The organism is Staphylococcus durrellii, assembly GCF_015594545.1.
Lineage (GTDB): Bacteria > Bacillota > Bacilli > Staphylococcales > Staphylococcaceae > Staphylococcus > Staphylococcus durrellii.
The window spans coordinates 2,183,020-2,198,062 of the sequence record NZ_JADIIO010000001.1 but is presented as its reverse complement, the minus strand read 5'-3'; the positions used below and the strand labels follow the sequence as shown (position 1 = coordinate 2,198,062).

General features: G+C 44.7%; 4 protein-coding genes, 9 tRNA genes and 6 rRNA genes. All 19 read left to right on the top strand.

Annotated features, from left to right (window positions below):
* Nucleotides 1-36: 36 nt before the first annotated feature.
* The 19 genes from folP (at nucleotide 37) to ISP02_RS10565 (ending at nucleotide 15,024) form a co-directional block, all read left to right on the top strand.
* Nucleotides 37-840 (top strand): dihydropteroate synthase, encoded by an 804-nt coding sequence (gene folP / locus ISP02_RS10655; protein ID WP_195721530.1) that lies wholly within the window; start codon nucleotides 37-39, stop codon nucleotides 838-840.
* Complete coding sequence (gene folB / locus ISP02_RS10650; RefSeq protein WP_195721529.1) at nucleotides 818-1,183, top strand: dihydroneopterin aldolase; 366 nt, start codon at nucleotides 818-820, stop codon at nucleotides 1,181-1,183. Before folP ends, folB begins: the two co-directional genes overlap by 23 nt.
* Nucleotides 1,183-1,662, top strand: coding sequence for a 2-amino-4-hydroxy-6-hydroxymethyldihydropteridine diphosphokinase (folK, locus tag ISP02_RS10645; protein WP_195721528.1), 480 nt, complete (start codon nucleotides 1,183-1,185; stop codon nucleotides 1,660-1,662). Before folB ends, folK begins: the two co-directional genes overlap by 1 nt.
* Before the next feature lie 414 nt (nucleotides 1,663-2,076).
* Complete coding sequence (gene lysS, locus ISP02_RS10640) at nucleotides 2,077-3,564, top strand: lysine--tRNA ligase (RefSeq protein WP_195721527.1); 1,488 nt, start codon at nucleotides 2,077-2,079, stop codon at nucleotides 3,562-3,564.
* Between the two features lie 414 nt (nucleotides 3,565-3,978).
* A 5S ribosomal RNA gene (gene rrf / locus ISP02_RS10635) occupies nucleotides 3,979-4,093 on the top strand.
* A 12-nt stretch (nucleotides 4,094-4,105) separates the two neighbouring features.
* Nucleotides 4,106-4,181 (top strand) — tRNA-Val (locus ISP02_RS10630).
* Between the two features lie 19 nt (nucleotides 4,182-4,200).
* Nucleotides 4,201-4,276, top strand: a tRNA-Thr gene (locus ISP02_RS10625).
* Nucleotides 4,277-4,282: 6 nt separating this feature from the next.
* Nucleotides 4,283-4,355: transfer RNA gene (locus ISP02_RS10620), tRNA-Lys, on the top strand.
* Nucleotides 4,356-4,389: 34 nt separating this feature from the next.
* A tRNA-Gly gene (locus tag ISP02_RS10615) sits at nucleotides 4,390-4,464 on the top strand.
* 7 nt (nucleotides 4,465-4,471) lie between these two features.
* Nucleotides 4,472-4,560, top strand: a tRNA-Leu gene (locus tag ISP02_RS10610).
* Nucleotides 4,561-4,575: 15 nt separating this feature from the next.
* Nucleotides 4,576-4,652: transfer RNA gene (locus ISP02_RS10605), tRNA-Arg, on the top strand.
* Nucleotides 4,653-4,675: 23 nt separating this feature from the next.
* A tRNA-Pro gene (locus ISP02_RS10600) sits at nucleotides 4,676-4,749 on the top strand.
* A 16-nt stretch (nucleotides 4,750-4,765) separates the two neighbouring features.
* Nucleotides 4,766-4,841, top strand: a tRNA-Ala gene (locus ISP02_RS10595).
* Nucleotides 4,842-4,987: 146 nt separating this feature from the next.
* Nucleotides 4,988-6,539, top strand: a 16S ribosomal RNA gene (locus ISP02_RS10590).
* Between the two features lie 274 nt (nucleotides 6,540-6,813).
* Nucleotides 6,814-9,736 (top strand): 23S ribosomal RNA (locus ISP02_RS10585).
* Nucleotides 9,737-9,812: 76 nt separating this feature from the next.
* Nucleotides 9,813-9,927, top strand: a 5S ribosomal RNA gene (gene rrf, locus ISP02_RS10580).
* A 244-nt stretch (nucleotides 9,928-10,171) separates the two neighbouring features.
* Nucleotides 10,172-11,723, top strand: a 16S ribosomal RNA gene (locus tag ISP02_RS10575).
* 109 nt (nucleotides 11,724-11,832) lie between these two features.
* A tRNA-Ile gene (locus ISP02_RS10570) sits at nucleotides 11,833-11,909 on the top strand.
* 192 nt (nucleotides 11,910-12,101) lie between these two features.
* Nucleotides 12,102-15,024 (top strand): 23S ribosomal RNA (locus ISP02_RS10565).
* Together the 16S, 23S and 5S rRNA genes with 9 tRNA genes alongside form the textbook arrangement of a ribosomal RNA operon.
* The last annotated feature ends 19 nt before the right edge of the window (nucleotides 15,025-15,043 follow it).

Here is a 15,043-nt window from a genome sequence, read left to right as displayed (position 1 = left end):
AGTTAGTAAATTTCTGTAAATGAAAGGAAGGGCACTGTGAGTCATACTAAAATCATGGGCATTTTAAACGTAACACCAGATTCTTTTTCAGATGGGGGACAATTTAATAAAGTAGAAGCAGCAATGAAACGTGTTGAGGCGATGATTGACGAAGGTGTAGATATTGTTGATGTTGGCGGCGTTTCGACGAGACCTGGTCACGAAGAAGTTTCTATAGAAGAAGAAATAAATAGAGTTATTCCTGTTATTAAAGCATTGATGCATTATGATGTTCAATTGTCAGTTGATACTTTTAGAAGTGAGGTAGCTGAAGCAGCTATACAAGCAGGCGTAACAATGATAAACGATCAATGGGCCGGGTTATATGATGGTAAAATGATTGATGTTGTTGCAAAATATGAATGTGAAATTGTATTAATGCACAATGGCGATGGTAAAAGAAATGAGCCTGTAATGGATGAGATGTTGGTATACTTATTAAAACAAGCCAATAAAGCCGAAATGGCCGGTATACCAAAACACAAAATATGGCTAGACCCTGGTATTGGATTTGCGAAAACACGCCAGGAAGAACAAGAAGTAATGGCTAGGCTAGACGAATTAGTAGCGACAGAATATCCAGTGTTACTGGCTACAAGTAGAAAACGATTCGTTAAAGAAATGATTGGTCAAAATACAGCGCCAACTGAACGTGACGAAGCAACAGCAGCTACGACTGCATATGGTATAATGAAAGGCATTAGTGGCGTAAGAGTTCACAATGTAGGATTAAATGTACGTATTGGTCAAAGTATGGATTTTTTAAAGGAGAATGAAGATGAGCGACACGATTTTTCTTAAAGGCTTACAGTTTTATGGGTATCATGGTGCATTACCTGAAGAAAATAAAATAGGTCAAATCTTTATTGTAGATATTACGCTGAGTATAGATTTAAAAGAAGCAGGGGAATCCGATGATGTATTAGATACTGTACATTATGGTGAGGTCTTCGAGGATGTTAAAGCTATTATGGAAGGTTCACCGGTAAACTTATTAGAGCATCTAGCTGAACGTATTGCAAAACGTATAAATTCACACTATAATCGTGTAATGGAAACTAAAGTGAGAATAACTAAAGCAAATCCTCCAATACAAGGTCATTATGACGGTGTAGGTATAGAAATCGTTAGGGGAAATCATTGATGAAAACGGCATATTTAGGTTTGGGTAGCAATGTAGGAGATAGGTTAGAACAATTAGAGTCTGCTATAAAGATTTTGGATAATGCGGATGGTGTGCAAGTTTCACAAATATCACCAGTTTATGAAACTGAGCCAGTGGGTTACGTAGAGCAACCATACTTTTTAAATTTATGTATTGAAGTAAAGACAATACTTACACCACAACAATTGTTACAGCAATGCTTTTATACTGAACATCAACTACATCGTGTCAGAGATGTTCGTTGGGGACCAAGAACGTTAGACGTAGATATTCTATTATATGAGAATGAAATTATTGAAGAAGAAACTTTGACAGTCCCTCACCCGAGAATGAGGGAAAGAGCATTTGTCTTAACGCCTTTAAACGATATAGCAGCAAATGTCGTAGAACCACACACGCAACTGAGTATTGCTGACCTAGTTATACCCGATGATACAGTCAAGAAGTATAAACAATGAGAGTCTAATAAATAATGTTTTTAACTTTGTTTTCAGACATGCTGTAAAGAATTTGGTATAGCCACAGTGTGAAGAATAAATGGTAAATGACAAAGTAACTTAATTTAATAATACTAAGTACAGTCCGTTATTTAGAAGCTGAAAAATCATTATTGAACTAACTCTACAAAATAAAGTGAAAATTGCTTTATTACATTGACATCGTTTAGTAGAATTAAATAATGAAAAGCTGGCGCTATGGAAATACTTAAACATGATTCAAGGTATCTAAAAGGTGTTCGTATTAACGGCGTGGCAAGAAAATAGTAAGACTAAGCCGAAACAGAACAAGAATGATAGTTATATTACAAGAATTCCAAGCTAAAAAATGTCTAATGACAAAATAGAACAACAAGCATAAAGGAGAGAAAGTTAATGTCAGAAGAAATGAATGACCAAATGCAGGTCCGTCGTCAAAAAATGCAAGAACTATATGATTTAGGTGTCGATCCATTCGGCAAACGATTCGACCGTTCAGCTACAGCAGAAGTATTACATGAAGAGTGGGATCATTTATCTAAAGAAGAATTACATGACAAAGAAGATGAGAGCAGTGTGGTAATCGCTGGACGCTTAATGACAAAAAGAGGTAAAGGTAAAGCGGGCTTTGCACATGTGCAAGATTTAACTGGCCAAATTCAAATATACGTAAGAAAAGACCAAATTGGAGAAGAACAATTTGATTTATGGAAAGGGACTGACCTAGGAGATATTGTTGGTGTTGAAGGCGTAATGTTCAAAACAAATACAGGTGAATTATCTGTAAAAGCTAAATCTTTTACTTTATTAACTAAAGCATTAAGACCATTACCAGATAAATTCCACGGCCTACAAGATATAGAACAACGTTACCGTCAACGATACTTAGACTTAATTACGAACCAAGATAGTACGCAAACATTTATTAATCGCAGTAAAATTTTGCAAGAAATGCGTAACTACTTAAATAAAAAAGGTTTCTTAGAAGTAGAAACACCAATGATGCACCAAATCGCTGGTGGTGCTGCAGCGAGACCTTTCGTAACGCACCATAATGCACTAGACGCTACGTTATATATGCGTATAGCCATTGAATTACATTTAAAACGCTTAATTGTAGGTGGACTTGAAAAGGTATACGAAATTGGACGCGTATTTAGAAATGAAGGCGTGTCTACTAGACATAACCCTGAATTCACTATGATTGAATTATACGAAGCTTACGCTGACTATGTTGATATCATGGACTTAACAGAATCTATGATTAGAGAAATTGCTCAAAATGTATTAGGAACTGCAAAAGTTCAATATGGAGAAGACACTATTGATTTAGAATCAAGCTGGAATCGTGTACACATGGTAGATGCAGTTAAAGAAGTTACTGGAGTAAACTTTTATGAAGTCGAAACTACAGAAGAAGCGAAAAATTTAGCTAAAGAACATGGGATTGATATTACAGAATCAATGAAATATGGACATATTTTGAATGAGTTTTTTGAACAAAAAGTTGAAGAAACATTAATTCAACCTACATTTATATATGGACATCCAATTGAAATTTCTCCATTAGCTAAGAAAAATCCAGAAGACCCAAGATTTACTGATCGTTTTGAATTGTTCATAGTAGGTAGAGAGCATGGCAATGCATTTACTGAACTTAATGATCCAATAGATCAAAGAGAGAGATTTGAGGCTCAATTAGTTGAAAAAGCTCAAGGTAATGACGAAGCACATGAAATGGACGAGGATTTCATTGAAGCATTAGAATACGGCATGCCTCCAACAGGTGGACTTGGTATAGGTATCGATAGACTTGTAATGCTATTAACAAACTCAGCTTCAATTAGAGACGTATTATTGTTCCCTTATATGAGACAAAAATAATTAATAAAAACAGTTCCTTCCCAAAATTTTGGGATGAGAACTGTTTTTTATTTTTTAAATCTTCTTTTTGCAAAAACAACAAGCTTTAAAATATACTTTGTGCGCATATTTACACAATTAAGATAAAATTGTAGTTGAAAAAGGAATAGAAATATATACGAATCTGTGATAGACTTATTCAAGTCGAGAAAAAAGTGTTTAATATGACTAATACATAATATAAAGAATAAAATTCAGTTAAAAAAGCATTGACAAGTATTACGAAATCAAGTATTATATAAAAGTCGCAAAAAACAAGCGATTGAAGATCTGTTCGTACTTTTTATACATAACTCAGTTGTAATTTCAAAGTGTAAAATTGACTATTGAAAACAATAAATAAAATGTGTATTATTAATAAAGTAAGTTAATTTGTCTGGTGACAATGGCAAGGAGGTCACACCTGTTCCCATGCCGAACACAGAAGTTAAGCTCCTTAGCGCCGATGGTAGTCGGATTTACATCCCGCTAGAGTAGGACGTTGCCAGGCAATAAACAAATCGGAGAATTAGCTCAGCTGGGAGAGCATCTGCCTTACAAGCAGAGGGTCGGCGGTTCGAACCCGTCATTCTCCACCATTTCTCAATTTGATATTGTGCCGGCCTAGCTCAACTGGTAGAGCAACTGACTTGTAATCAGTAGGTTGGGGGTTCAAGTCCTCTGGCCGGCACCATCTCATGAGCCATTAGCTCAGTTGGTAGAGCATCTGACTTTTAATCAGAGGGTCAGAGGTTCGAATCCTCTATGGCTCATCCAGATTCAAAATCATTAAGTTATTTTGGATATGCAGAAGTAGTTCAGCGGTAGAATACGACCTTGCCAAGGTCGGGGTCGCGGGTTCGAATCCCGTCTTCTGCTCCATTTTTTTGCCGGGGTGGCGGAACTGGCAGACGCACAGGACTTAAAATCCTGCGGTAAGTAATTACCGTACCGGTTCGATTCCGGTCCTCGGCACCATCTTTTTTATGAAATGCGCCCGTAGCTCAATTGGATAGAGCGTTTGACTACGGATCAAGAGGCTATGGGTTCGACTCCTATCGGGCGCGCCATTTTATAAATTTTTAATTAAATACGGGAAGTAGCTCAGCTTGGTAGAGCACTTGGTTTGGGACCAAGGGGTCGCAGGTTCGAATCCTGTCTTCCCGACTCTTGTTTACTAAATGGGGGCTTAGCTCAGATGGGAGAGCGCCTGCTTTGCACGCAGGAGGTCAGCGGTTCGATCCCGCTAGTCTCCACCATCATTTTGATTAAACAAATGAACATTGAAAACTGAATTGCAATATGTCAACGTTAATTCCAAACGCAACGATATAATCGTTGGTTTAAACGTGTTAGAGATAACACACAAATTAGTATTTTATGAGCTAATCAAACATCATAATTTTTTATGGAGAGTTTGATCCTGGCTCAGGATGAACGCTGGCGGCGTGCCTAATACATGCAAGTCGAGCGAACAGATAAGGAGCTTGCTCCTTTGACGTTAGCGGCGGACGGGTGAGTAACACGTGGGTAACCTACCTATAAGACTGGAATAACTTCGGGAAACCGAAGCTAATGCCGGATAACATGTAGAACCGCATGGTTCTACAGTGAAAGATGGTTTTGCTATCACTTATAGATGGACCCGCGCCGTATTAGCTAGTTGGTAAGGTAACGGCTTACCAAGGCAACGATACGTAGCCGACCTGAGAGGGTGATCGGCCACACTGGAACTGAGACACGGTCCAGACTCCTACGGGAGGCAGCAGTAGGGAATCTTCCGCAATGGGCGAAAGCCTGACGGAGCAACGCCGCGTGAGTGATGAAGGTCTTCGGATCGTAAAGCTCTGTTATTAGGGAAGAACATGTGCGTAAGTAACTGTGCGCATCTTGACGGTACCTAATCAGAAAGCCACGGCTAACTACGTGCCAGCAGCCGCGGTAATACGTAGGTGGCAAGCGTTATCCGGAATTATTGGGCGTAAAGCGCGCGTAGGCGGTTTCTTAAGTCTGATGTGAAAGCCCACGGCTCAACCGTGGAGGGTCATTGGAAACTGGGAGACTTGAGTGCAGAAGAGGAAAGTGGAATTCCATGTGTAGCGGTGAAATGCGCAGAGATATGGAGGAACACCAGTGGCGAAGGCGACTTTCTGGTCTGTAACTGACGCTGATGTGCGAAAGCGTGGGGATCAAACAGGATTAGATACCCTGGTAGTCCACGCCGTAAACGATGAGTGCTAAGTGTTAGGGGGTTTCCGCCCCTTAGTGCTGCAGCTAACGCATTAAGCACTCCGCCTGGGGAGTACGACCGCAAGGTTGAAACTCAAAGGAATTGACGGGGACCCGCACAAGCGGTGGAGCATGTGGTTTAATTCGAAGCAACGCGAAGAACCTTACCAAATCTTGACATCCTTTGACCACTCTGGAGACAGAGTTTTCCCCTTCGGGGGACAAAGTGACAGGTGGTGCATGGTTGTCGTCAGCTCGTGTCGTGAGATGTTGGGTTAAGTCCCGCAACGAGCGCAACCCTTAAGCTTAGTTGCCATCATTAAGTTGGGCACTCTAAGTTGACTGCCGGTGACAAACCGGAGGAAGGTGGGGATGACGTCAAATCATCATGCCCCTTATGATTTGGGCTACACACGTGCTACAATGGACAATACAAAGGGCAGCTAAACCGCGAGGTCATGCAAATCCCATAAAGTTGTTCTCAGTTCGGATTGTAGTCTGCAACTCGACTACATGAAGCTGGAATCGCTAGTAATCGTAGATCAGCATGCTACGGTGAATACGTTCCCGGGTCTTGTACACACCGCCCGTCACACCACGAGAGTTTGTAACACCCGAAGCCGGTGGAGTAACCATTATGGAGCTAGCCGTCGAAGGTGGGACAAATGATTGGGGTGAAGTCGTAACAAGGTAGCCGTATCGGAAGGTGCGGCTGGATCACCTCCTTTCTAAGGATATATTCGGAACATCTTCTACGAAGATGAGAGGGATAACGTAGACATATTGTATTCAGTTTTGAATGCTCATAGAGTATTCAAAGATTGTACATTGAAAACTAGATAAGTAAGTAAAAATAGATTTTACCAAGCAAAACCGAGTGAATTAGAGTTTTTAAAAGCTTGAATTCAAACTAAAATAATCGCTAGTGTTCGAAAGAACACTCACAGATTAATAACATTTTGGGTTTTGAGTTAAACATTGCGTTTGACTTAAAAACAAAAAGATTAAGTTATTAAGGGCGCACGGTGGATGCCTTGGCACTAGAAGCCGAAGAAGGACGTTACTAACGACGATATGCTTTGGGGAGCTGTAAGTAAGCGTTGATCCAGAGATTTCCGAATGGGGAAACCCTACACGAGTCATGTCGTGTAATCAACATGTGAATACATAGCATGTTTGAAGGCATACCCGGAGAACTGAAACATCTTAGTACCCGGAGGAAGAGAAAGAAAAATCGATTCCCTGAGTAGCGGCGAGCGAAACGGGAACAGCCCAAACCAACAAGCTTGCTTGTTGGGGTTGTAGGACACTCTATACGGAGTTACAAAAGTTATTGTTAGACGAAGCATCTGGAAAGATGCATCAAAGAAGGTAATAATCCTGTAGTCGAAAACGATAGCACTCTTGAGTGGATCCTGAGTACGACGGAGCACGTGAAATTCCGTCGGAATCTGGGAGGACCATCTCCCAAGGCTAAATACTCTCTAGTGACCGATAGTGAACCAGTACCGTGAGGGAAAGGTGAAAAGTACCCCGGAAGGGGAGTGAAAGAGAACTTGAAACCGTGTGCTTACAAGTAGTCAGAGCCCGTTAATGGGTGATGGCGTGCCTTTTGTAGAATGAACCGGCGAGTTACGATTTGATGCAAGGTTAAGCAGGAAATGTGGAGCCGTAGCGAAAGCGAGTCTGAATAGGGCGTTGAGTATTTGGTCGTAGACCCGAAACCAGGTGATCTACCCATGACCAGGTTGAAGTTCAGGTAACACTGAATGGAGGACCGAACCGACTTACGTTGAAAAGTGAGCGGATGAGTTGTGGGTAGCGGAGAAATTCCAATCGAACCTGGAGATAGCTGGTTCTCTCCGAAATAGCTTTAGGGCTAGCCTCAAGTGATGATTATTGGAGGTAGAGCACTGTTTGGACGAGGGGCCCTTATCGGGTTACCGAATTCAGACAAACTCCGAATGCCAATCAATTTAACTTGGGAGTCAGAACATGGGTGATAAGGTCCGTGTTCGAAAGGGAAACAGCCCAGACCACCAGCTAAGGTCCCAAAATATATGTTAAGTGGAAAAGGATGTGGCGTTGCCCAGACAACTAGGATGTTGGCTTAGAAGCAGCCATCATTTAAAGAGTGCGTAATAGCTCACTAGTCGAGTGACACTGCGCCGAAAATGTACCGGGGCTAAACATATTACCGAAGCTGTGGATTGTCCGTAGGACAATGGTAGGAGAGCGTTCTAAGGGCGTTGAAGCATGATCGCAAGGACATGTGGAGCGCTTAGAAGTGAGAATGCCGGTGTGAGTAGCGAAAGACGGGTGAGAATCCCGTCCACCGATTGACTAAGGTTTCCAGAGGAAGGCTCGTCCGCTCTGGGTTAGTCGGGACCTAAGCTGAGGCCGATAGGCGTAGGCGATGGATAACAGGTTGATATTCCTGTACCACCTAAATTCGTTTTAAGCGATGGGGGGACGCAGTAGGATAGGCGAAGCGTGCTGTTGGAGTGCACGTCCAAGCAGTAAGACTGAGTGTTAGGCAAATCCGGCACTCATAAGGTCAAGCTGTGATGGGGAGAGGAAATTGTTTCCTCGAGTCGTTGATTTCACACTGCCAAGAAAAGCCTCTAGCTAGAATATTAGGTGCCCGTACCGCAAACCGACACAGGTAGTCAAGATGAGAATTCTAAGGTGAGCGAGCGAACTCTCGTTAAGGAACTCGGCAAAATGACCCCGTAACTTCGGGAGAAGGGGTGCTCTCTAGGGTTAACGCCCGGGAGAGCCGCAGTGAATAGGCCCAAGCGACTGTTTATCAAAAACACAGGTCTCTGCTAAACCGTAAGGTGATGTATAGGGGCTGACGCCTGCCCGGTGCTGGAAGGTTAAGAGGAGTGGTTAGCTTCTGCGAAGCTACGAATCGAAGCCCCAGTAAACGGCGGCCGTAACTATAACGGTCCTAAGGTAGCGAAATTCCTTGTCGGGTAAGTTCCGACCCGCACGAAAGGCGTAACGATTTGGGCACTGTCTCAACGAGAGACTCGGTGAAATCATAGTACCTGTGAAGATGCAGGTTACCCGCGACAGGACGGAAAGACCCCGTGGAGCTTTACTGCAGTCTGATATTGAAATTCGGCACAGTTTGTACAGGATAGGTAGGAGCCTTAGAAACGTGAACGCTAGTTTACGTGGAGGCGTTGGTGGGATACTACCCTCGCTGTGTTGGATTTCTAACCCGCACCATTTAGCATGGTGGGAGACAGTGTCAGATGGGCAGTTTGACTGGGGCGGTCGCCTCCTAAAGAGTAACGGAGGCGCTCAAAGGTTCCCTCAGAATGGTTGGAAATCATTCACAGAGTGTAAAGGCATAAGGGAGCTTGACTGCGAGACTTACAAGTCGAGCAGGGTCGAAAGACGGACTTAGTGATCCGGTGGTTCCGCATGGAAGGGCCATCGCTCAACGGATAAAAGCTACCCCGGGGATAACAGGCTTATCTCCCCCAAGAGTTCACATCGACGGGGAGGTTTGGCACCTCGATGTCGGCTCATCGCATCCTGGGGCTGTAGTCGGTCCCAAGGGTTGGGCTGTTCGCCCATTAAAGCGGTACGCGAGCTGGGTTCAGAACGTCGTGAGACAGTTCGGTCCCTATCCGTCGTGGGCGTAGGAAATTTGAGAGGAGCTGTCCTTAGTACGAGAGGACCGGGATGGACATACCTCTGGTGTACCAGTTGTCGTGCCAACGGCATCGCTGGGTAGCTATGTATGGACGGGATAAGTGCTGAAAGCATCTAAGCATGAAGCCCCCCTCAAGATGAGATTTCCCAACTTCGGTTATAAGATCCCTCAAAGATGATGAGGTTAATAGGTTCGAGGTGGAAGCATGGCGACATGTGGAGCTGACGAATACTAATCGATCGAAGACTTAATCAATTTTTAAATGTTTTGATTGGTTAATTTATATTTACTTACTATCTAGTTTTGAATGTATAAATGTTATACATCATTGTCTGGTGACAATGGCAAGGAGGTCACACCTGTTCCCATGCCGAACACAGAAGTTAAGCTCCTTAGCGCCGATGGTAGTCGGATTTACATCCCGCTAGAGTAGGACGTTGCCAGGCAATTCCATTTTTAGACCGCGAGGTCGTTTTTTTATGGAAGTTTTATTGAAAAGATTAAAAAGTTATTGACTTTGAAAGCTATTGTCTGTATAATTTATTCTTGTTGATTAAACAAATGAACATTGAAAACTGAATTGCAATATGTCAACGTTAATTCCAAACGCAACGATATAATCGTTGGTTTAAACGTGTTAGAGATAACACACAAATTAGTATTTTATGAGCTAATCAAACATCATAATTTTTTATGGAGAGTTTGATCCTGGCTCAGGATGAACGCTGGCGGCGTGCCTAATACATGCAAGTCGAGCGAACAGATAAGGAGCTTGCTCCTTTGACGTTAGCGGCGGACGGGTGAGTAACACGTGGGTAACCTACCTATAAGACTGGAATAACTTCGGGAAACCGAAGCTAATGCCGGATAACATGTAGAACCGCATGGTTCTACAGTGAAAGATGGTTTTGCTATCACTTATAGATGGACCCGCGCCGTATTAGCTAGTTGGTAAGGTAACGGCTTACCAAGGCAACGATACGTAGCCGACCTGAGAGGGTGATCGGCCACACTGGAACTGAGACACGGTCCAGACTCCTACGGGAGGCAGCAGTAGGGAATCTTCCGCAATGGGCGAAAGCCTGACGGAGCAACGCCGCGTGAGTGATGAAGGTCTTCGGATCGTAAAGCTCTGTTATTAGGGAAGAACATGTGCGTAAGTAACTGTGCGCATCTTGACGGTACCTAATCAGAAAGCCACGGCTAACTACGTGCCAGCAGCCGCGGTAATACGTAGGTGGCAAGCGTTATCCGGAATTATTGGGCGTAAAGCGCGCGTAGGCGGTTTCTTAAGTCTGATGTGAAAGCCCACGGCTCAACCGTGGAGGGTCATTGGAAACTGGGAGACTTGAGTGCAGAAGAGGAAAGTGGAATTCCATGTGTAGCGGTGAAATGCGCAGAGATATGGAGGAACACCAGTGGCGAAGGCGACTTTCTGGTCTGTAACTGACGCTGATGTGCGAAAGCGTGGGGATCAAACAGGATTAGATACCCTGGTAGTCCACGCCGTAAACGATGAGTGCTAAGTGTTAGGGGGTTTCCGCCCCTTAGTGCTGCAGCTAACGCATTAAGCACTCCGCCTGGGGAGTACGACCGCAAGGTTGAAACTCAAAGGAATTGACGGGGACCCGCACAAGCGGTGGAGCATGTGGTTTAATTCGAAGCAACGCGAAGAACCTTACCAAATCTTGACATCCTTTGACCACTCTGGAGACAGAGTTTTCCCCTTCGGGGGACAAAGTGACAGGTGGTGCATGGTTGTCGTCAGCTCGTGTCGTGAGATGTTGGGTTAAGTCCCGCAACGAGCGCAACCCTTAAGCTTAGTTGCCATCATTAAGTTGGGCACTCTAAGTTGACTGCCGGTGACAAACCGGAGGAAGGTGGGGATGACGTCAAATCATCATGCCCCTTATGATTTGGGCTACACACGTGCTACAATGGACAATACAAAGGGCAGCTAAACCGCGAGGTCATGCAAATCCCATAAAGTTGTTCTCAGTTCGGATTGTAGTCTGCAACTCGACTACATGAAGCTGGAATCGCTAGTAATCGTAGATCAGCATGCTACGGTGAATACGTTCCCGGGTCTTGTACACACCGCCCGTCACACCACGAGAGTTTGTAACACCCGAAGCCGGTGGAGTAACCATTATGGAGCTAGCCGTCGAAGGTGGGACAAATGATTGGGGTGAAGTCGTAACAAGGTAGCCGTATCGGAAGGTGCGGCTGGATCACCTCCTTTCTAAGGATATATTCGGAACATCTTCTATGAAGATGAGAGGGATAACGTAGACATATTGTATTCAGTTTTGAATGCTCATTTGAGCATTTTATTATTTTAACTAAAAAATGGGCCTATAGCTCAGCTGGTTAGAGCGCACGCCTGATAAGCGTGAGGTCGGTGGTTCGAGTCCACTTAGGCCCACCATTTATTTAAAATTGTACATTGAAAACTAGATAAGTAAGTAAAAATAGATTTTACCAAGCAAAACCGAGTGAATTAGAGTTTTTAAAAGCTTGAATTCAAACTAAAATAATCGCTAGTGTTCGAAAGAACACTCACAGATTAATAACATTTTGGGTTTTGAGTTAAACATTGCGTTTGACTTAAAAACAAAAAGATTAAGTTATTAAGGGCGCACGGTGGATGCCTTGGCACTAGAAGCCGAAGAAGGACGTTACTAACGACGATATGCTTTGGGGAGCTGTAAGTAAGCGTTGATCCAGAGATTTCCGAATGGGGAAACCCTACACGAGTCATGTCGTGTAATCAACATGTGAATACATAGCATGTTTGAAGGCATACCCGGAGAACTGAAACATCTTAGTACCCGGAGGAAGAGAAAGAAAAATCGATTCCCTGAGTAGCGGCGAGCGAAACGGGAACAGCCCAAACCAACAAGCTTGCTTGTTGGGGTTGTAGGACACTCTATACGGAGTTACAAAAGTTATTGTTAGACGAAGCATCTGGAAAGATGCATCAAAGAAGGTAATAATCCTGTAGTCGAAAACGATAGCACTCTTGAGTGGATCCTGAGTACGACGGAGCACGTGAAATTCCGTCGGAATCTGGGAGGACCATCTCCCAAGGCTAAATACTCTCTAGTGACCGATAGTGAACCAGTACCGTGAGGGAAAGGTGAAAAGTACCCCGGAAGGGGAGTGAAAGAGAACTTGAAACCGTGTGCTTACAAGTAGTCAGAGCCCGTTAATGGGTGATGGCGTGCCTTTTGTAGAATGAACCGGCGAGTTACGATTTGATGCAAGGTTAAGCAGGAAATGTGGAGCCGTAGCGAAAGCGAGTCTGAATAGGGCGTTGAGTATTTGGTCGTAGACCCGAAACCAGGTGATCTACCCATGACCAGGTTGAAGTTCAGGTAACACTGAATGGAGGACCGAACCGACTTACGTTGAAAAGTGAGCGGATGAGTTGTGGGTAGCGGAGAAATTCCAATCGAACCTGGAGATAGCTGGTTCTCTCCGAAATAGCTTTAGGGCTAGCCTCAAGTGATGATTATTGGAGGTAGAGCACTGTTTGGACGAGGGGCCCTTATCGGGTTACCGAATTCAGACAAACTCCGAATGCCAATCAATTTAACTTGGGAGTCAGAACATGGGTGATAAGGTCCGTGTTCGAAAGGGAAACAGCCCAGACCACCAGCTAAGGTCCCAAAATATATGTTAAGTGGAAAAGGATGTGGCGTTGCCCAGACAACTAGGATGTTGGCTTAGAAGCAGCCATCATTTAAAGAGTGCGTAATAGCTCACTAGTCGAGTGACACTGCGCCGAAAATGTACCGGGGCTAAACATATTACCGAAGCTGTGGATTGTCCGTAGGACAATGGTAGGAGAGCGTTCTAAGGGCGTTGAAGCATGATCGCAAGGACATGTGGAGCGCTTAGAAGTGAGAATGCCGGTGTGAGTAGCGAAAGACGGGTGAGAATCCCGTCCACCGATTGACTAAGGTTTCCAGAGGAAGGCTCGTCCGCTCTGGGTTAGTCGGGACCTAAGCTGAGGCCGATAGGCGTAGGCGATGGATAACAGGTTGATATTCCTGTACCACCTAAATTCGTTTTAAGCGATGGGGGGACGCAGTAGGATAGGCGAAGCGTGCTGTTGGAGTGCACGTCCAAGCAGTAAGACTGAGTGTTAGGCAAATCCGGCACTCATAAGGTCAAGCTGTGATGGGGAGAGGAAATTGTTTCCTCGAGTCGTTGATTTCACACTGCCAAGAAAAGCCTCTAGCTAGAATATTAGGTGCCCGTACCGCAAACCGACACAGGTAGTCAAGATGAGAATTCTAAGGTGAGCGAGCGAACTCTCGTTAAGGAACTCGGCAAAATGACCCCGTAACTTCGGGAGAAGGGGTGCTCTCTAGGGTTAACGCCCGGGAGAGCCGCAGTGAATAGGCCCAAGCGACTGTTTATCAAAAACACAGGTCTCTGCTAAACCGTAAGGTGATGTATAGGGGCTGACGCCTGCCCGGTGCTGGAAGGTTAAGAGGAGTGGTTAGCTTCTGCGAAGCTACGAATCGAAGCCCCAGTAAACGGCGGCCGTAACTATAACGGTCCTAAGGTAGCGAAATTCCTTGTCGGGTAAGTTCCGACCCGCACGAAAGGCGTAACGATTTGGGCACTGTCTCAACGAGAGACTCGGTGAAATCATAGTACCTGTGAAGATGCAGGTTACCCGCGACAGGACGGAAAGACCCCGTGGAGCTTTACTGCAGTCTGATATTGAAATTCGGCACAGTTTGTACAGGATAGGTAGGAGCCTTAGAAACGTGAACGCTAGTTTACGTGGAGGCGTTGGTGGGATACTACCCTCGCTGTGTTGGATTTCTAACCCGCACCATTTAGCATGGTGGGAGACAGTGTCAGATGGGCAGTTTGACTGGGGCGGTCGCCTCCTAAAGAGTAACGGAGGCGCTCAAAGGTTCCCTCAGAATGGTTGGAAATCATTCACAGAGTGTAAAGGCATAAGGGAGCTTGACTGCGAGACTTACAAGTCGAGCAGGGTCGAAAGACGGACTTAGTGATCCGGTGGTTCCGCATGGAAGGGCCATCGCTCAACGGATAAAAGCTACCCCGGGGATAACAGGCTTATCTCCCCCAAGAGTTCACATCGACGGGGAGGTTTGGCACCTCGATGTCGGCTCATCGCATCCTGGGGCTGTAGTCGGTCCCAAGGGTTGGGCTGTTCGCCCATTAAAGCGGTACGCGAGCTGGGTTCAGAACGTCGTGAGACAGTTCGGTCCCTATCCGTCGTGGGCGTAGGAAATTTGAGAGGAGCTGTCCTTAGTACGAGAGGACCGGGATGGACATACCTCTGGTGTACCAGTTGTCGTGCCAACGGCATCGCTGGGTAGCTATGTATGGACGGGATAAGTGCTGAAAGCATCTAAGCATGAAGCCCCCCTCAAGATGAGATTTCCCAACTTCGGTTATAAGATCCCTCAAAGATGATGAGGTTAATAGGTTCGAGGTGGAAGCATGGCGACATGTGGAGCTGACGAATACTAATCGATCGAAGACTTAATCAATTTTTAAATGTTTTGATTG

What these genes read in the sequence shown, in the direction of transcription:
- folB (WP_195721529.1), top strand. Translation starts at nt 818, where the DNA reads ATGAGCGACACGATTTTTCTTAAAGGCTTACAGTTTTATGGGTATCAT.
- folK (WP_195721528.1), top strand. Translation starts at nt 1,183, where the DNA reads ATGAAAACGGCATATTTAGGTTTGGGTAGCAATGTAGGAGATAGGTTA.
- lysS (WP_195721527.1), top strand. Translation starts at nt 2,077, where the DNA reads ATGTCAGAAGAAATGAATGACCAAATGCAGGTCCGTCGTCAAAAAATG.